The organism is Caballeronia sp. SBC1, from assembly GCF_011493005.1.
GTDB lineage: Bacteria > Pseudomonadota > Gammaproteobacteria > Burkholderiales > Burkholderiaceae > Caballeronia.
In genome coordinates this window covers 1,126,615-1,143,199 of sequence record NZ_CP049158.1, presented here as the reverse complement: position 1 = coordinate 1,143,199, position 16,585 = coordinate 1,126,615, and the positions used below count along the sequence as shown (strand labels likewise).

Below are 16,585 nucleotides of genomic sequence, written 5' to 3'. Positions count from 1 at the left end.
AGATTGAAATGAAAACGTTGAATGCAAAGCGATGGCTGGGATTGTCGGCGTTACTCGGATCGTTGCTGGTCGTCGCTGGCTGTTCGCTGGCACCGACCTACACGAAGCCCGATGTGAGCGCACCGGCAGCCTTCAAGGAAACACCGCAGGAAACGGCATTGGCGCCTTCAGAACAGGGCACGTGGAAGACTGCGCAACCGTCGGAGCAGGCGCTGCGCGGCGAATGGTGGACGGTCTTCAACGACCCCACGCTCAACGATCTGGAACATCAGGCGCTGGAGGCGAACCAGAACCTGAAGGCAGCGGCCGCGCGCGTGAAGGAATCGCGCGCGATCAACCAGACCGCGCGGGCGGGCTTGTTCCCGACTCTGGATGCGGGCTTTGGTCCAACGCGCGAGAAGCTCTCGCCGGCGTCGCAGTTTCTTCCCGCCAACGCGAACGTACCGTCACAGACCCTGTGGCGCGCAGAGGGGAGTGCGTCGTACGAAGTGGACCTGTTCGGTCGCGTGTCGGATTCGGTGAAGGCCGCGAACGCCGACACCGAGCAAAGCGAAGCACTGTTCCGCTCCGTGCAACTTGCGTTGCAGGCAGACGTGGCGCAGAACTACTTCAACCTGCGTGAGCTCGATTCGGAAAACGATGTTTATACGCGTACCGTCACGTTGCGCGAGCAGGCGCTGAAGCTTGTGCAGAATCGCTTTAACGAAGGCGAGATCAGCGAGCTGGATGTGGCGCAGGCCAGGTCGGAACTTGCCACGGCCAAGTCCGACGCCATGACGGTGCAGCGCTTGCGTGCCGCGTCCGAGCACAGCCTCGCGGTGCTGCTCGGTAAGTCAGCGTCGCAGTTCTCGATGGCGGCGAACCCGTTGCAGCCTGTCGACATCAAGATTCCGCCGGGCTTGCCATCGTCGTTACTCGAACGCCGCCCGGATATCGCGGCGGCCGAGCGTGCCATGGCGGCAGCGAACTCGCGTATTGGCGTGGCAAAGTCGGCGTTTTTCCCCTCGCTCAACATAACGGGCTCAGGTGGATTCGAATCCGCCACGCTGGGAGATCTGTTTAACTGGTCGAGCCGTACGTTCCTGCTTGGACCGTTCGCGGGCACGGCGTTGTCATTGCCAATCTTCGATGGCGGGCGTCGCAAGGGCAATCTCGCGAACGCACGCGCGATTTACGAAGAGGACGTGGCGAACTATCGGCAGCAGGTGTTGGTGGCGTTCCAGGAAGTAGAGGACAACCTCTCAGACTTGCGCATCCTTCAGGATCAGACCCGCACGCAAGCCGAGGCGGTGAGCGCGTCAAGCCGCGCAGCGCAGCTTTCCCGGTCGCAGTACACCGAGGGCGCGGTCAATTATCTTGACGTGATTGATGCCGAGCGTACCGTGCTGCAATCGCAGCGCGCAGCGGTTCAACTGGCGGGCGTGCAGGCTACCTCGACGGTGAACCTGATCCGCGCACTCGGCGGTGGTTGGGGAGATATGCCCGCCGCACCCGCCATGCCGGCTTCAGGCGCGAGCGTAGCGTCGCGGTAGGTATTAAACGCAGCGCTGGACGCGCGATTGTTCAAAACGCGCGACAAGTGTCTTCGATTACAGCGGGTTTATCCGGAGGCTCCCGGTCCGTAGAATTAAAACATGGATACGGGAGCCGTCATGAAAGCCTTAATCGAACGACAACTCTACCGACCCGCCGTCGTACTACCGCTGTTGGTGTTGATGCGCCTGATGGTGACGCTCGATTTCAACCTGATGCAAGTGACGTTCGTCGTGGTCATGAAGGGTTCGCAATACATGTTTCACGCTGTCTTCAGGCATCGCCACGATCAAGCCGATCATAGCGATGTCCGTCAGCCGCAGGTCCATGCCCTGCATGACAAGACCTGCCACTGCTAGCCCCTTGAGCAATCAATAAAATCAATACACTTCCGGCACGATAATGCTCTCGGGCACGGGCTGCCGCAGATAATCATCGTTATAAACGCGGTCAGGCAATTCGATCGTGGGGTGGTCAATCTCGTGATACGGCACCTGGCTCAGCAGATGGTGAATGCAGTTGAGCCGCGCGCGTTTTTTGTCCACTGCCTGTACGACCCACCACGGCGCTTCAGGAATATGCGAGCGCGCCAGCATCACTTCCTTCGCGTGCGTATAGGCTTCCCAGCGACGACGGCTTTCCAGGTCCATCGGACTCAGTTTCCACTGTTTCAACGGATCTTGAATACGCGCCTGAAAGCGGACTTCCTGTTCGTCGTCGGTGATCGAAAACCAATACTTCAAAATCTGCACGCCGCTGCGCACCAGCATCTTTTCGAATTCCGGCACTGAGCGAAAGAACTCTTCATACTCGGCGTCAGTACAGAAATTCATCACGTGTTCCACGCCCGCCCGGTTGTACCAGCTGCGGTCGAACAGCACGATCTCGCCACCGGCCGGCAGATGCGAAACGTAGCGCTGAAAATACCATTGGGTACGTTCGCGATTGTTCGGTGCGGGCAATGCGGCGACCCGGCAAACGCGTGGATTCAGCCGCTGCGTGATGCGCTTGATGGCACCGCCCTTGCCGGCGGCGTCGCGTCCTTCAAAGATCACCACCAGCCGGTGGCCACTGGCGACAACCCAGTCTTGCAGCTTGACGAGTTCGCCTTGCAGGCGGAACAGTTCGCGAAAGTAGATCTTGCGCTGCTCACGTGCTTCGGCGGAAAACGCGCCGTCGCCGTCGAGGATGCGGTCGTCGACTTCCATCTCGAGTTCTTCGTCGTAGCTGTCGATCAGGTCTTCTTCGAAGCGGCGCTGTTTATCCTGCGAAATCATGGGAAGCTCCGTTTGGTTGGGCGTGTTGACCGCGTTGAATTATCCCGGCAGGCAATACAAAATCCGGCAATTCTGCAAATTATCGATTATCCGGCCCGATAATTTCAGGAATGTTACGACAGGAGCGTCAAAAGCGAGTCAACGGTTAGACGAATAATCCGCTTTCCTGCGAACGGCATGAGTGAACGGCGGCTCGCGATATGCGGTAGCGTTATTGAACCTTGGCACCTTGTCCGGAAACCGGAAACCGCATGCACGACTCATCCATTGGCAGACAGCGCTCATCAACGGTCGAACGCTGGGCGCCGTTCGTCTATTTCGTGATCGGGCAGCTCGGCTGGTTTGCTTGCGTACTGAGCGCCGCGCGCGACGTGCCATGGATGGGCGTGGCAACAAGCATTGTGCTCGTCGCCGTGCATCTGGCGCGCGTTGAGCGGCCCTTGCAGGAGTTCAAGCTGCTGGTCGGTGTAGTGATGATAGGCGCGATTTGGGAGAGCGTGCTGGTTGCCAAAGGGTTGCTCGTCTACCCGAACGGCACCGTGTTGCCAGGCGCCGCACCTTACTGGATCCTTGCATTGTGGGCGCTGTTCGCGGCCCAGTTCAACACCGCGTTCGGCTGGCTCAAGCAACGCATGCTGCTTGCTTCGGCACTCGGCGCCATTGCCGGGCCGATATCGTTTCGCGCCGGCGCAGCGCTCGGCGCAGTGCGCTTGGCACTTCCATTGCCCGCGACGATCGTGCTGGCTATCGGCTGGGCGATCCTGATGCCGGTGCTGATCCTGCTGTCGCGGCGGTGGGACGGGGTGCACCGCGGGGTGCACTGATATAGGCAAGAGGGCAGTCCAGGCCGGCGCATATTTATTTGCCTTTAGAATGCCCCGTTGCCGTTGCCAACGGCATTTCTCCTTGCGACCGCCATGACCCATACCGCTTCGCTTTCATCTTCGCTTGCCCGTTTCGATGACGTGGAGACCGCGCGATTGCTGCCCTTCGATCGCCTCGTCGATTCCCTTAAGCTAACCATGCTCGATTACGCCGATGGCCTCATTACGAGCCCCGAGCGCATGGTGGTACCGCTTCAAGACGGCGCTGTGATGCTTTCGATGCCCGCTGCAGCCGCTGACCTCGCCATGCACAAGCTCGTCAATGTGTGCCCGAAGAACGGCGCGCTCGGGCTGCCGACCATTCACGGCCAGGTCACGGCATTCGATGCTTCCACCGGCGTTCCACTCTTCATGCTTGACGGTCCCACGGTGACCGGCCGCCGCACGGCCGCGGTCACCATGATCGGCATCCAGGCGCTGCTCGGACGTGAGCCCGCAGCTGTGTTGATCATCGGCACGGGCAAGCAGGCCGCGCATCACATCGAGGCGCTAAGCGCGCTTTATCCGGCCACGAAGATCATCGTGCAGGGCTCGCGGGTCGAACGGGCCGAGGCGTTTTGTGCGGACCATGCGGGGTTATCGGCGAGATTGAGTGCGTTGGAGGACGCCGATATTCCTGCGTCTATTGACGTAGTTATCGCGACCACTACGAGTAGAACGCCGGTCTATACGTTGCCGCCCATCGAGGGCCGGCTCTTGATCGGAGTGGGCGCATTCACAGCCGATGCTGCTGAAATAGAGGCATCTACCGTGCTTGCGAGCGAGGTGTTTGTGGACGATCTGGCCGGCGCGCGGCATGAGGCGGGGGATCTGATTCAGGCGGGTATCGACTGGGACGAGGTTCGGCCGCTTGCGAGCGCGTTGCGCGCTCAGGCCGCTGATACAGGGATCAAGCGGCCAGTCATGTTCAAGAGTGTTGGATGTGCAGCGTGGGATCTGGCCGCGTGCAGGGTCGTCCGGGCGATGCTCGGAACGGGCTAAGAAAAGCGCCTGCATATTAAAGCTGGAATAGTCCTTGCTCACTGTTCTTATAGTGATCCGAGGATTATTTCAGGGCTTGATTGATGACCAGTCGAAACGAATTTGAACTGAGAGCAACGGATTGGCGCGCCCAGTCCGATGTAGCGACCATTGCAAAACAGGCGTGGTCGAATGCAATTCCCGCCGCCACGCCAACGGCGCCTTCCCGCGCTACACCGCCAGCGACCTACTTTATATCGGTGCTCGAGTTGGCGACCGGCGAGAAGCTAGGCAACGACGAACGGCTTCGCGCCATCGCGATTCTTGAAGCGCATTTCGCGGCGGGCCGTCCCCGCACGCTGAAAGAAGCGATCAGGATCTGCGCGGGCGCGATCGATTCTGCGACCCTCCAGCGCATGGCACGCGGCGCTAAGGGCTGACTTAGGGGCGACTTAGGGCTGACTGCTTGCGCGTTTGGAGCGCTACTTCGTTTTTCCGGCATCAGGTAAAAACGACGCAGTTTTGTCATACGGAAGATCTGCATCGAAGGCGCCATGCGTCGCCTGAGCGGGTCAGTGTGACTGCCGAAAGCGGCTCCAGGTCCATGCAGTAGATTGCCGTAAGCGGTGCGTCCAGGACCGTCGCCAGCACGGTCTTGACCACGATTGCATGCGTCACGACCAGCGTGACTCCAGCCTCTCGATTGCTCTCCAGCGCGGCTCGCACCCTTCTTTGCAGGGCCTCCAGGCTCTCGCCGCCATGCGCCGCGCTTCCCGGTTCGGAAAGCCATGCGCCCAATCCAGCTGCGTCTTCATCATGGATATCGCGGATCGGACGACCTTGCCAACGGCCGTAGTCCAGGTCTCTCCATGACGCCTCGACACTCGTTTCGATTTCAAACGCTGCTCCGGTTTGCATAGCTGCGAGTGCCGGACTTGTGATGACCCGATCCGGTTGAAACGCCGAAGCAAGTCGCGGGAGCCGGGATAACTCAGGCTCGTCAATGGCGTCGCCGGTACTCGGAAACGAGCCGGTTTTCATCGCCTGCGTAGTCGCGTGGCACAGCAAGATAAGTTCGGTTTTCATGGCGCTCGATTAAGGGGTTGCGAACGGATTGCTTTACATTCGGCTAACTCATTTTAGAATGGCAAGCCTGCAGCGCGAGGAAGTCGGTGAAAACCCGGCACGGTCGCGCCACTGTGAGCGGATGTCGAATGGGATTGATAGCGCCGAACCGATAGCGCTTCAGCCTTCTTTCAGCATCTGCAAGTCAGACCCCCGCTGCAGCCTTTCTTTTGTCTTACGGGACGCGCATTCCCTTGGAGTCATTCATGAACCATCCTGCCTTGTCCGCCAGTTTGACCGGCAACAATCCCGCATTTGATGCACCCGTACCCATTCCGGTGCGTGAAGTGTTGCCCTGGGCTGTCTTTATCGGCCTGCTTTTGCTGATCGCGATTTATTTTGTCGGCGCCGAACAGGGCGCGACATCGATCTTCCAGAGCATGGTTATCCACGAGTTTGTCCACGACGGTCGGCATCTGCTCGGCTTTCCTTGCCACTGAGACCGACCATGATCCGAAACCTTTTGATACGCGGCATGATCGCGGGACTCGTTGCGGGCCTACTGGGCTTTTGCGTTGCTAAAACCTTTGGTGAGCCGTCAGTCGATCGCGCGATTGCGTTCGAAACGCAGCAGGATAAGCTGCAGAGCCAAGCGGAAGCCGCGGCTGGGCATCAGCACGACCCAGCGGACGACGTTGAACTCGTCAGTCGTGCGACACAAGCGGGACTGGGTTTGCTGACCGGTGTCTGCGTGTTCGGGACGGCGTTGGGCGGCCTGTTCTCGCTAGTGTTCGCATTGTCGTACGCGCGTCTTGGTGCTTTGCGCGCACGCGGGACATCAGCGTTGCTCGGTCTGTTCGGCTTCGTGGCCGTTGCGATCGTGCCGTTCCTCAAGTACCCGCCTAATCCGCCATCCGTGGGCAATCCGGACACTATCGGCGCACGCACCGCGCTGTTTTTCGGCATGGTCGCTATCTCGCTGATCGTGGCCGTGTTTGCTGTACGGCTGCAGCGTCGCCTGAAGGCACGCCACGGCGATTGGAACGCGGTGCTGATCTCGGTTGCCGTGTACATCGTGCTGATGGCACTGGCGTATCTTGCGCTGCCGCCGATTGACGAAGTGCCGAAGCTGTTCTCAGCGACACTGCTATGGAATTTTCGCGTGGCGGCAATCGGTATCCAGGCGGTGATCTGGGCCACGCTCGGTTTGCTCTTCGGCGTGCTCGCGCAACGTGAATTGGAAAGGGCGCCCTCGCGGCGGATTGCTTCGGCCTGAGCGTTTAGTTAGTGTGAATCCTTGGAGGGGCGGCTTGCAGGCCGCCCCTTTTTCATAGCGCAGCCTTGCGTGCAAGCAGGTTATTGAACAGCGCGAGCTTGTCGGCGTCGGCCATCGTTTTCCATGCCTTGATTTCTTCGCGGCTCCTGAAGCAGCCTTCGCAATGCCCCGTGGTCTTGTCGAGCCGGCATACGTCCGTGCACGGCGAGCCCACAGGTTGAAGCTGTTTGGCTCGCTCGATAGTGAACGTGAGTTCGAGCGGGACTTCCATGGGTACTTCCATTTCCATCGGCAATTCCGTAGGCGTTGTTGTCATAGCGTTTCGCCGCGAAAGAGCGCGGCTGTCGCCGCCGGATTCTTCGGCCAGTATGTGTGCATGTAGGTAGCGGTGATCGGGCCATGACGATAGATCGCTTCGCCTTCCACGCCCGTGGTGGCGTGCGTCGCGGTGAGCACCGGCGACATGCCGGTCGTCATGGACGAGTAGTGGAAGGTGTGGCCGGTGTGGGTGCCGTGGCGGCTTTCAACGCGCTGCATGGCGAGCCGGGCCAGGCGTTTCTGCATCTTCGCGTGTCCGGGCAAAAGGGCGAGCATTGAATGCTGCACGCCTTCGATATCCGTCAGTGAATCGAGCAGATACAGCATGCCTCCGCATTCCGCGACTATCGCTTTGCCCGCTTCAACATGCGCGCGGATCGAGGTGGCACTCACTGCGTTTGCTGCAAGCTGGGCGGCGTGCAGTTCCGGATAACCGCCCGGCAGATAAAGCGCGTCGGCATGCGCGGGAACGGGTTCATCGGCGAGGGGTGAAAAAAACGCGAGCGTTGCGCCCATCGCTTCCAGCAGATCGAGATTCGCCGGGTAGATGAACGAAAACGCGGCATCGCGAGCAATGGCTATGCGCATGCCCTCCAGCAAACGCGGCGGCGGGTCGAGGGCTTCGTGATCAAACATGATCGCGGGCGGCAACTCGCGCAACGTCGTTTCGCCGATGGCATCCGCTGCGCGATCCAGCCGCGCATCGATGTCGGCTACCTCCGCTGCTTGCGTGAGACCCAGATGCCGTCCGGGTAGCGTGATGTCGTCGGTGCTTGACAGATGCCCGCAATATCGGATGCCTTCGGGAATGGCTTCGCGCAGCATTTGCGCATGCCGTGCAGACGCCACGCGATTGGCGAGCACACCATGGAAGGGCAGATCCGCCCGATAGCGCGCGAGACCGAACGCCATTGCACCGAAGGTCTGCGCCATACCGTGCGCGCCAATCACGGCGAGCACCGGCACGCCGAACGTGGTGGCGAGATCGGCGCTGCTGGGCGTGCCGTCGAAAAGACCCATCACGCCTTCGATCAGGATCAAGTCAGCTTCTTGCGCCGCTTGTGCGAGCAGCGCGCGGCAGCCGCTTTCGCCGACCATCCACAAATGCAGCGAATACACCGGCGCGCCGGACGCGCGTTCCAGGATCATCGGATCGAGAAAATCGGGGCCGGTCTTGAAGACCCGCACTCGGAGGCCAAGACGTGCGTGATAGCGCGCGAGCCCGGCGGTGACGGTGGTTTTACCCTGGTTCGACGCGGGCGCGCTGATGAATAAAGCGGGGCAGGCGCGCACGTCAGAACTCGACGCCGCGTTGCGCCTTCACGCCTTGCTCGCGATACGGATGCTTGACGGACCGCATTTCCGTCACGAGATCGGCCGCTTCGATTAGCGCCTCGGGTGCATGGCGGCCCGTCACGACCACATGAAGCATCTCGGGCCGCGCGGTGAGCACCGCGAGCACTTCGTCAAGCGGCAGGTACTCGTACTTGAGCACCGTGCACAGCTCGTCGAGCACGACCATCTGATACTCGCCGCTTTCAATCATCTTGCGCGCGGCGTCCCAGCCTTTGCGAGCCGTCGCGATATCGGCATCACGATTCTGCGTGTCCCACGTATAGCCGTCGCCCATGGTGATGAAATCGCAGGTCGAAATTGCGCCGAGGAAATCGCGTTCGGACGTATGCAGCGCACCCTTGATGAACTGCACCACGCCGAGCCGCATGCCGTGTCCGAGCACGCGTACGGCCATGCCGAACGCCGCAGTGGTCTTACCCTTTCCCGTGCCCGTATTGACGATCAAGAGGCCCTTCTCGCGCACGGCGGTGGCCTGCTTTTTCTCGTGACCTTCCTTGCGTCGCTGCGTCATGCGCAGATGCGATTCTTCGTCCGTTTTCATCATGTTCTCTCGTTGTCAGTCGGGTGCCTGATTTGTTACCTAAGGTCGTCTTCAGCTATAGCAACGGTTACGCCATCGGTCACTCTTTTCGGCACTATTATTCGCCCGTTGCGCGACGCCAGTAGCGCACAGGGTTCGCAGACGCCGTCGATGCCAAGCAGCGCCTGAACCCGTTCCGACACATTAGTTTCCACCTGCGCGATGCGTTGCTTCGAGAAAAATTGCAGGGGCAAACCGTGGCGAGCGGCGAATTCAAGCAATGCGGTTTCGTCTTTCTTGCTATCGATCGATGCCAGCGCTCGAGTGCTTGCCAGCGGCCGTGTTCCCAGCGCCGCGGACACGGCGGCATGAATCTGTTCGACGCTTACCCCGCGCCGGCAGCCTATGCCGATGACCCATGTGCTCATGATTGCGCCTCATACGCGCGACCTGGAATCACGCTGGATAGCGAACAGAACGGTCGGCGCGAGGGTAGGCGCAGGCGTTGCAAAAATGGATTCATGTAAGACGATATAAGCATTACGTCCTTCATCCGTCCCTCGCGGATGTGGCGTTCGACGCGCTTTTAGAGCCAAAGCGCGCCACTCGGCGACTGGCCGGTATCCGGGCTTGGCGACCGCATTTCGCTCGCCTTCCCGCTCGTCGGAGCAGTGGCTGTGGAGGAAATGGGCGCTCGGTCCGAATGAAAGTCACGAACGAAAGTCAGTCGAAACTAGCGCGGGTCGCGTACCGTTGCGGGGACAGCACAGGTCTTGTCGACACGGCGCGAGAGGCCCGAAGCGTAAGCCTTGAGCCTTGAGAATACGCGCGTGTGCATCCTGTTTCCCGTTTAACTACGCGCGCGGGAAAAGCGCGCGTGAGCACCAGACGCGGGCCAAAGATAGCACAGCGGGTGTTGGTTGCGCTGGGCTTTTACGGGCTGGACATGGGCGGAAGTGCAGGTTTGTTGCGTTCGCGCCGGCGAGATATCACGTCAGGAGGCGGGGCTTAAACCCCCTCGCGCACTCCGCCCAAACCTTGACGCTAGTCCCCCATCAGCCTAGACTTCGCGGTAGTTTTCTGGTGCTCGCGCGCGGTCTCTGCTGCGCGCAGTTAAACGGGAAGCAGGGAGCGCTGCCTGAACTCTGGCGTGCCAACCTGCGCTGCCCCCGCAACGGTAAGCGAAAATCGCGCAATGTGGTTTCACCCTGATTCACGCCACTTCGCACGGTAAAGCCGGCTTCGAAAAACCACTGCATGGCAATCTCATGCGGGAAGGTGAAGCGGCATTTTCGCCAGCCCGGATACCGGCCGGAACGAGTCAACACCTGAAGCGGACGATGTCGCGGGGATGCGGCAGACGGTCGACACTTTTCACCATGCTTTTCCGGATTGCCATCCCGCATTGCGCACCCGCCGCGACGCTTGCGAGCGGATTTTTTGCTCGCGTGAGTAAGCCAAGGGCGACGCATTCTGGTAGCAAGCAGCCAATCGATACTACGGAGCAACGGATGCAAATGCGCAAAATCCCGGTCACGGTCGTAACGGGTTTCCTCGGCAGCGGCAAGACCACATTGATGCGGCACATCCTGCAAAACGCGAAAGGGCTGCGGATCGCCGTGATCGTGAACGAGTTCGGCGAACTGGGTATCGACGGCGAAATCCTGAAGGGATGCAATATCGGTTGCGAGGATGAAAGCGTCACCGATCAACCGAATCTGTATGAGCTGTCGAACGGCTGTCTCTGCTGCACCGTGCAGGAAGAGTTTTATCCGGTGATGGAGCAACTCGTCGAGCGGCGTGATCAGATCGATCACGTGCTGATCGAGACCTCCGGCCTCGCATTGCCCAAGCCGCTCGTGCAGGCTTTCAACTGGCCGTCCATCAAGAATGCGTTCACCGTGGACGCTGTGGTGACCGTGGTCGACGGCCCCGCTGCGGCAAGTGGCCAGTTCGCGGCGAATCCGCAAGCTGTCGACGCACAACGCCGCGCCGATCCGAACCTCGATCACGAATCGCCGCTGCATGAGTTGTTCGAAGATCAGCTCGCTTCAGCGGATCTGGTGATTCTCAACAAGACCGATTTGATCGATGAAACGCAGCAACGCGCGGTGGAAACGTTGATTCGCGGCGAGATCCCAGCCGGCGTCAAGATCGTGCCGGCGCAAATGGGTCAGCTTGATCTGCATGCGCTGCTCGGTCTCGAGGCGGCGTCGGAAACGACTATTCATCTGCGTGTCGATCATCATGGCTCTGCCGACGACGAAGGCCACGCGGATCATCATCACGACGATTTCGATTCAGTCGTGGTGGAAGCGCGGGTCGAGTCGCGCGAGGCCGTGGTCGCCGCATTGCGCTCACTGGTCGATACCAACACGATCTATCGCGTGAAGGGTTTTGCGGCGTTGCCGGGCACGCCCATGCGGCTTGTCGTGCAAGGTGTAGGTCAGCGTTTCGATACCTATTTCGACCGCCGCTGGACCGCTGCCGAAGCGGCTAGCGAGACCAGCCGGTTCGTGCTGATTGGTGAGGATCTCGATCAGCCGCGTTTGCAACAAGCGCTTGTCGCCGCGCTCGCCAACGCGCCCGTGCAGGCCTGATCCATGCATCTGCTACGCACGACGCCCGGCGGTTTTGTCGACGACGCAGCCGGCGTCATGCGTATTGATCAGACGCCTGCGCCGATCGTCGTGCTCAGCTCTGCCGACACCACGCTCTCGCTTCTAGCCAGTGTCGTGCCGCATCTGGAAGCGGATTTTCCCGCGCTGCGGCTCGCCAATCAGGCGTTCTTGCGGCAACCGGCATCGGTGGATTTTTACGTCGACGACGTGCTGAAGCACGCACGCGTGATCGTTATTGATCACCTTGGCGGTGAAGCGTACTGGCCTTACGGAATCGAGAGCATCACCACGCTCGCGCGCCGCAATAACCAGATGCTCGTGATGTTCTCCGGCGATCTGCAGGAAGATCCAAACCTCGTTGCGAAGAGTACGGCCGAGCCAGCGTTATGCGATCAGCTCTGGCGTTATCTGCGTGAGGGCGGCGCGAAAAATGCCGAAGAGTTTCTTCGTTGCATCGCGTTCAGGGCGTTGGGGTATGGGCGTAAAGCGCATGCGCCGAGCCCGTTGCCGGCAGTGGCAATCTATCATCCGGCGCGGCTGATTGCGACCGTTGACGATTGGAAAAACCGCTGGGTTCAGGGTGCGCCCGTCGTTGCCGTGTTGTTTTATCGAGCCCATTTGCAGTCCGGCAATACCGATGTGTTCGATGCTTTGATCGAGGCTCTGGAAGCGCATGGACTCAACCCGCTGCCAATAGCGATGGCGTCGCTCAAAGACCCCTTGAGTCGCGAAGTCGTGCAGCAGCTCTGCGCGGATCATGGCGCGTCGCTGGTGCTGAACACGACCTCATTCGCCGCGGGCGTCATAGACGACCCCGTGCCTTTCGAACTCGCGGGCGACGCGCCAGTGCTGCAAGTCATCCTCAGTGGAGGAAATCGCGAAGACTGGCTCAAGGACAATCACGGGTTGAATTCGCGCGATGTCGCCATGCATGTCGCTCTGCCCGAAGTGGATGGCCGCATCATCACGCGCGCGATCAGCTTCAAGGGACTTGCGTATCGATGCGAGATCACGCAAGTCGACGTCGTGCGTTATCAGCCCGATCTTGAACGGGTGCATTTCGTGGCCGAGTTGAGCCAACGCTGGTGTCGCTTACGGCAACTCGCTAACGCAGACAAACGCATCGCGCTCGTGCTCGCGAACTATCCATTGAGCGAGGGCCGCATTGGCAATGGCGTGGGTCTTGATACCCCGGCGTCCGTTATCAATATCCTTGCAATGCTCGCTAAGGAAGGGTATCGGGTAGATGAAATTCCCGCCGATGGTGACGCGTTGATGCAGGCCCTGACCTTGGGCGTGACGAATGATCCTGTGGTCCGCGACCTGCGTCCTGCGTTACAAAGCCTGGCGCTTGACGACTACCTCGACGCTTTTTCCAAGCTGCCGGACAACGTCCAGCAGGAGTTGAATGCACGCTGGGGTCCGCCCGAAAACGATCCCACGATCCGTCGTGGCCGCTTCATGATCGCGGGCTGGCGCTGCGGGCATGTGTTCATCGGCATCCAGCCGGCGCGCTCGCGTGAGCGCGGCGACTACGCGAGTTATCACGACGCTGAACTTGTGCCGCCGCACGCGTATCTCGCGTTCTATTTCTGGCTGCGGCTGCGATTCAACGTGGATGCGATCGTTCACGTCGGCAAGCACGGCAACCTCGAATGGCTGCCGGGCAAGAGCGTTGCATTAAGCGCGTCGTGCTGGCCTGACCTGACGCTGGGCGCCATGCCGCATCTGTACCCGTTCATTGTCAACGATCCAGGAGAGGGCAGCCAGGCGAAACGGCGGGCGCAGGCGGTCATCATCGACCATTTGATGCCGCCGCTCACGCGCGCTGAAAACTACGGTCCGTTGCAGGACCTTGAGCGTCAGGTCGACGAATATTATGAAGCGCTGATGGTCGATCCACGCCGCGCGAAACTCCTGCGCAAGACGATTCTGGCGAGCATTGTGGAACATCGGCTGCATGAGGAACTCGGACTGGATAAACCTCGCGATTCCGATACCGAAGACGCATTACTGACACGCGCCGACGCGTATTTATGCGAGCTCAAAGAGGCGCAGATCCGCGATGGCCTGCATGTGTTCGGCGCGTCGCCGCAAGGCGTGCAACGCCGCGATACCTTGCTTGCACTGGGCCGTTATCCAATCGGCGATGCACAAGGCGCGAACGCGAGCGTGCTTACTGCGTTGGCCCGCGACTTGAACCTGGGCGAGGCATTCGATCCCCTCGATGCTGACTGGAGCGCGCCGTGGACAGGTCCCCGCCCTGCAGAACTCGAAACTGTGATTGATGCGCCGTGGCGTCATCATGGCGACACCCGCGAGCGTCTCGAGTTGCTCGCAACGTCGTTGCTTGAGCGGCCATCCGACGCGACGGGGCCAAATACATCGCAGGTACTGACACGCCTGAACGGCGACTTGCTCGCACGGCTCGACGCGTGCGGACCGCAAGAGCTGAAGCAGCTTCAACGCGGTCTCGACGGACGGTTTGTGCCGCCGGGCCCAAGTGGATCGCCATCGCGTGGAAGGCCGGACGTCCTACCTACTGGCCGCAATTTCTACTCCGTCGATACCCGCGCCGTGCCAACGCGTGCAGCGTGGACGCTTGGCCTGAAGTCAGCCAACCTGCTGATTGAGCGGCACCTTCAGGAGCACGGCGACTATCCGCGCGCGATTGGTTTGTCCGTGTGGGGCACGGCCACCATGCGCACCGGCGGTGACGATATTGCCCAAGCCATGGCGCTGATCGGCGTGCGGCCGAAGTGGGCGGCGGGCAGCAATCGCGTGACTGATTTCGAAGTCCTGCCTATCACCATTTTCAATCGTCCGCGCATTGACGTGACGCTGCGTGTGTCTGGATTTTTCCGCGACGCGTTCGCCAACCTGATGCATCTCTTCGATGCCGCCGTGCAAGCCGTGGCCGAACTTGACGACGAAGCCGAAGACCTCAATCCGATCCGTGCGCGCATCATGCGTGAACGCGACGAACACATGGCGCGCGGCCTTGACGAGAAGGAAGCGCGCCTGCGTGCGGGATGGCGCGTGTTCAGCACGAAGCCGGGCGCATACGGCGCCGGCTTGCAGGAAATGATCGACGCGAAGCAATGGCAAAACGACGCCGATCTCGCGCGCGGTTTCCAAAGCTCAGGCGGGTATGCTTACTCGCAGAAGGGTGATGGCGTGGAGGCTCGCGACACCTTCGGCGCGCGTTTGTCGACCATTGACGTGGTGGTGCAGAACCAGGACAACCGCGAGCACGACCTGCTGGATTCGAACGACTATCACCAGTTCCAGGGCGGCATGGTTGCGGCCGTGCGGCATCTTTCCGGTACCCAGCCGCATGCGTATAACCCTGATCACAGCAATCCCGCCGCGCCGCGCATCCGGACATTGCAGGAAGAAATCTCCCGCGTGATCCGCTCGCGCGTGGTCAATCCGAAATGGATCGACGGCGTGAAGCGGCATGGTTACAAGGGCGCGTCGGAACTCGCGGCAACAGTAGACTATCTGTTCGGTTACGACGCCACCGCAAGGGTCGTATCGGATCATCAGTACGCACTGGTCGCCGATGCCTATGTGAACGACGCAGACACGCGTGAGTTCATGCAACGGCATAATCCGCACGCCCTGCATTCAATTTGCGAGCGTTTGATTGAAGCAATGCAGCGTGGCCTATGGCAAAGTCCGGGTGCGTATCAGGATCAGATCGAAGGCCATCTGCTGGACGCCGAACAGCAACTTGAAGGGCAACGAACGTGAACGAATTCATCTTCCCGTTTGCCGCATTGGTCGCACAGGAACCCTTGCAGCAAGCGCTTTTATTGGCGGCCATCGATCCTGCACTGGGCGGCGTGCTGGTCAGCGGTCCGCGTGGCACCGCGAAATCCACGACTGCGCGCGCGCTTGCTGAACTACTACCCGAAGGCCAGTTTGTGACCTTGCCGCTGGGGGCAAGTGAAGAACAGTTGATCGGTTCGCTGGACATTGAAGCTGTATTGCGCGACGGCAGCGTGCGTTTTTCGCCGGGCTTGCTCGCGAAGGCGCATCAGGGGGTGTTGTACGTCGATGAAGTCAATCTGTTGCCCAATCAACTCGTGGATCAGTTACTCGATGTAGCGGCGAGTGGAACGAACGTAATCGAACGGGACGGCATTTCGCATCGGCATGAGACGCGCTTCGTGCTGATTGGGACCATGAATCCGGAGGAGGGCGAACTCAGGCTGCAATTGCTGGATCGCTTCGGTCTGGCCGTGGAATTGCAGAATTGCTTCGATGCTGAAAAACGTCGGGAGATCGTCAAGGCGCGTCTCGCGTTCGATAGGAATCCTGAGGCTTTCCGCTCGCAATTTGCCGGTCAACAAGAAGCCTTGGCGCTAAGGCTTCACCAAGCCAGGCTAATCCTTCCGACCCTCGAACTCGACGATGCAGTTCACGCGAGTGTCAGCGAGTTATGCATCGAGGCGCACGTGGACGGCGTGCGCGCCGATCTCGTCATGCTACGCGCGGCGCGCGCGCTGGCGGCATTTGAAGAAGCTTCAGCGGTGAACGTGGAACACGTTGAACGCGTAGCGGAGTCAGTGTTGCTGCATCGGCGCAAGCAAGGCAGTGCGCCTGGCGATCAGGGCGCTGCCGACTCCCGCCCGCAAGAGGGCGGGAAAGACACGGACGAAGCCAGCTTCGGCTACATACCTCCCGAACCCGTCGACATCACAGCAGTCAAGAACGTCAGGCCGCTTGCCGCAAAAAAATCCTGAGCCATCGAAGGCTGGATCCAGAGG

16 protein-coding genes and 3 riboswitches are annotated in these 16,585 nt (G+C 60.3%); of the genes, 10 read left to right on the top strand and 6 right to left on the bottom strand.

The window, feature by feature from the left end; translation table 11 throughout:
• Positions 1-8: 8 nt before the first annotated feature.
• Positions 9-1,532, top strand: coding sequence for an efflux transporter outer membrane subunit (locus SBC1_RS31970; protein WP_165104330.1), 1,524 nt, complete (start codon positions 9-11; stop codon positions 1,530-1,532).
• Between the two features lie 120 nt (positions 1,533-1,652).
• Positions 1,653-1,892, top strand: coding sequence for a hypothetical protein (locus SBC1_RS31965; RefSeq protein WP_165101765.1), 240 nt, complete (start codon positions 1,653-1,655; stop codon positions 1,890-1,892).
• Between the two features lie 21 nt (positions 1,893-1,913).
• Here the strand turns inward: SBC1_RS31965 and ppk2 are convergent, their stop codons facing one another.
• Entirely contained in the window at positions 1,914-2,810 is an 897-nt protein-coding gene (gene ppk2 / locus SBC1_RS31960; RefSeq protein WP_165104329.1) for a polyphosphate kinase 2, read from the bottom strand.
• Between the two features lie 251 nt (positions 2,811-3,061).
• Between ppk2 and SBC1_RS31955 the strand changes: the two genes are divergently transcribed.
• The 3 genes from SBC1_RS31955 to SBC1_RS40170 all read left to right on the top strand — a co-directional run bounded on the left by SBC1_RS31955 (position 3,062) and on the right by SBC1_RS40170 (position 5,094).
• Entirely contained in the window at positions 3,062-3,634 is a 573-nt protein-coding gene (locus tag SBC1_RS31955; protein WP_165104328.1) for a DUF2878 domain-containing protein, read from the top strand.
• A 93-nt stretch (positions 3,635-3,727) separates the two neighbouring features.
• Positions 3,728-4,675, top strand: a complete 948-nt coding sequence (gene lhpI, locus SBC1_RS31950) for a bifunctional Delta(1)-pyrroline-2-carboxylate/Delta(1)-piperideine-2-carboxylate reductase (protein ID WP_165104327.1) — start codon at positions 3,728-3,730, stop codon at positions 4,673-4,675.
• A gap of 83 nt (positions 4,676-4,758) precedes the next feature.
• Positions 4,759-5,094, top strand: coding sequence for a hypothetical protein (locus tag SBC1_RS40170; protein WP_241202303.1), 336 nt, complete (start codon positions 4,759-4,761; stop codon positions 5,092-5,094).
• An 85-nt stretch (positions 5,095-5,179) separates the two neighbouring features.
• Here SBC1_RS40170 and SBC1_RS31940 read toward each other — a convergent pair whose 3' ends face one another.
• A complete protein-coding gene (locus SBC1_RS31940; RefSeq protein WP_165104326.1) occupies positions 5,180-5,740 on the bottom strand; it encodes a histidine phosphatase family protein in 561 nt (186 codons plus the stop codon).
• A 53-nt stretch (positions 5,741-5,793) separates the two neighbouring features.
• Positions 5,794-5,955: riboswitch (cobalamin riboswitch) on the top strand.
• 30 nt (positions 5,956-5,985) lie between these two features.
• Between SBC1_RS31940 and SBC1_RS31935 the strand changes: the two genes are divergently transcribed.
• Both SBC1_RS31935 and SBC1_RS31930 read left to right on the top strand, forming a co-directional pair.
• On the top strand, positions 5,986-6,219 hold the full coding sequence (locus SBC1_RS31935; RefSeq protein WP_165104325.1) for a CbtB-domain containing protein: 234 nt from the start codon (positions 5,986-5,988) through the stop codon (positions 6,217-6,219).
• Between the two features lie 8 nt (positions 6,220-6,227).
• On the top strand, positions 6,228-6,995 hold the full coding sequence (locus SBC1_RS31930) for a CbtA family protein (protein WP_165104324.1): 768 nt from the start codon (positions 6,228-6,230) through the stop codon (positions 6,993-6,995).
• A gap of 52 nt (positions 6,996-7,047) precedes the next feature.
• Here the strand turns inward: SBC1_RS31930 and SBC1_RS31925 are convergent, their stop codons facing one another.
• Genes SBC1_RS31925 through SBC1_RS31910 form a run of 4 tightly spaced genes read right to left on the bottom strand, consistent with a single transcriptional unit; the run spans position 7,048 to position 9,617 of the window.
• Positions 7,048-7,311 carry a DUF1289 domain-containing protein gene (locus SBC1_RS31925; protein ID WP_165104323.1) on the bottom strand — a complete coding sequence of 88 codons (264 nt, stop codon included), beginning with the start codon at positions 7,309-7,311 and terminating at the stop codon, positions 7,048-7,050.
• Positions 7,308-8,606, bottom strand: coding sequence for a cobyrinate a,c-diamide synthase (locus SBC1_RS31920; RefSeq protein WP_165104322.1), 1,299 nt, complete (start codon positions 8,604-8,606; stop codon positions 7,308-7,310). The genes SBC1_RS31925 and SBC1_RS31920 overlap by 4 nt, the downstream gene beginning before the upstream one ends.
• Before the next feature lies 1 nt (position 8,607).
• Positions 8,608-9,210, bottom strand: coding sequence for a cob(I)yrinic acid a,c-diamide adenosyltransferase (gene cobO / locus SBC1_RS31915; protein WP_165104920.1), 603 nt, complete (start codon positions 9,208-9,210; stop codon positions 8,608-8,610).
• A gap of 35 nt (positions 9,211-9,245) precedes the next feature.
• Positions 9,246-9,617 (bottom strand): cobalamin biosynthesis protein, encoded by a 372-nt coding sequence (locus tag SBC1_RS31910; protein WP_165104321.1) that lies wholly within the window; start codon positions 9,615-9,617, stop codon positions 9,246-9,248.
• A gap of 169 nt (positions 9,618-9,786) precedes the next feature.
• A riboswitch (cobalamin riboswitch) is annotated at positions 9,787-10,093 on the bottom strand.
• 160 nt (positions 10,094-10,253) lie between these two features.
• Positions 10,254-10,520: riboswitch (cobalamin riboswitch) on the top strand.
• A gap of 180 nt (positions 10,521-10,700) precedes the next feature.
• Here SBC1_RS31910 and cobW point away from each other — a divergent pair.
• The 3 genes from cobW to SBC1_RS31895 are packed head-to-tail and all read left to right on the top strand — an operon-like array spanning position 10,701 to position 16,561.
• Positions 10,701-11,789, top strand: coding sequence for a cobalamin biosynthesis protein CobW (cobW, locus tag SBC1_RS31905; protein WP_165104320.1), 1,089 nt, complete (start codon positions 10,701-10,703; stop codon positions 11,787-11,789).
• A gap of 3 nt (positions 11,790-11,792) precedes the next feature.
• A complete protein-coding gene (gene cobN, locus SBC1_RS31900; RefSeq protein WP_165104319.1) occupies positions 11,793-15,566 on the top strand; it encodes a cobaltochelatase subunit CobN in 3,774 nt (1,257 codons plus the stop codon).
• A complete protein-coding gene (locus SBC1_RS31895) occupies positions 15,563-16,561 on the top strand; it encodes an ATP-binding protein (protein WP_241202302.1) in 999 nt (332 codons plus the stop codon). Before cobN ends, SBC1_RS31895 begins: the two co-directional genes overlap by 4 nt.
• The last annotated feature ends 24 nt before the right edge of the window (positions 16,562-16,585 follow it).

Coding starts and splice junctions, on each gene's coding strand:
- lhpI (WP_165104327.1), top strand. CDS start 3,728: ATGACCCATACCGCTTCGCTTTCATCTTCGCTTGCCCGTTTCGATGAC.
- SBC1_RS31910 (WP_165104321.1), bottom strand. CDS start 9,617: ATGAGCACATGGGTCATCGGCATAGGCTGCCGGCGCGGGGTAAGCGTC.
- SBC1_RS31930 (WP_165104324.1), top strand. CDS start 6,228: ATGATCCGAAACCTTTTGATACGCGGCATGATCGCGGGACTCGTTGCG.
- SBC1_RS31925 (WP_165104323.1), bottom strand. CDS start 7,311: ATGACAACAACGCCTACGGAATTGCCGATGGAAATGGAAGTACCCATG.
- SBC1_RS31955 (WP_165104328.1), top strand. CDS start 3,062: ATGCACGACTCATCCATTGGCAGACAGCGCTCATCAACGGTCGAACGC.
- cobO (WP_165104920.1), bottom strand. CDS start 9,210: ATGAAAACGGACGAAGAATCGCATCTGCGCATGACGCAGCGACGCAAG.
- SBC1_RS31965 (WP_165101765.1), top strand. CDS start 1,653: ATGAAAGCCTTAATCGAACGACAACTCTACCGACCCGCCGTCGTACTA.
- cobN (WP_165104319.1), top strand. CDS start 11,793: ATGCATCTGCTACGCACGACGCCCGGCGGTTTTGTCGACGACGCAGCC.
- SBC1_RS31935 (WP_165104325.1), top strand. CDS start 5,986: ATGAACCATCCTGCCTTGTCCGCCAGTTTGACCGGCAACAATCCCGCA.
- ppk2 (WP_165104329.1), bottom strand. CDS start 2,810: ATGATTTCGCAGGATAAACAGCGCCGCTTCGAAGAAGACCTGATCGAC.
- SBC1_RS40170 (WP_241202303.1), top strand. CDS start 4,759: ATGACCAGTCGAAACGAATTTGAACTGAGAGCAACGGATTGGCGCGCC.
- SBC1_RS31940 (WP_165104326.1), bottom strand. CDS start 5,740: ATGAAAACCGAACTTATCTTGCTGTGCCACGCGACTACGCAGGCGATG.
- SBC1_RS31970 (WP_165104330.1), top strand. CDS start 9: ATGAAAACGTTGAATGCAAAGCGATGGCTGGGATTGTCGGCGTTACTC.
- cobW (WP_165104320.1), top strand. CDS start 10,701: ATGCAAATGCGCAAAATCCCGGTCACGGTCGTAACGGGTTTCCTCGGC.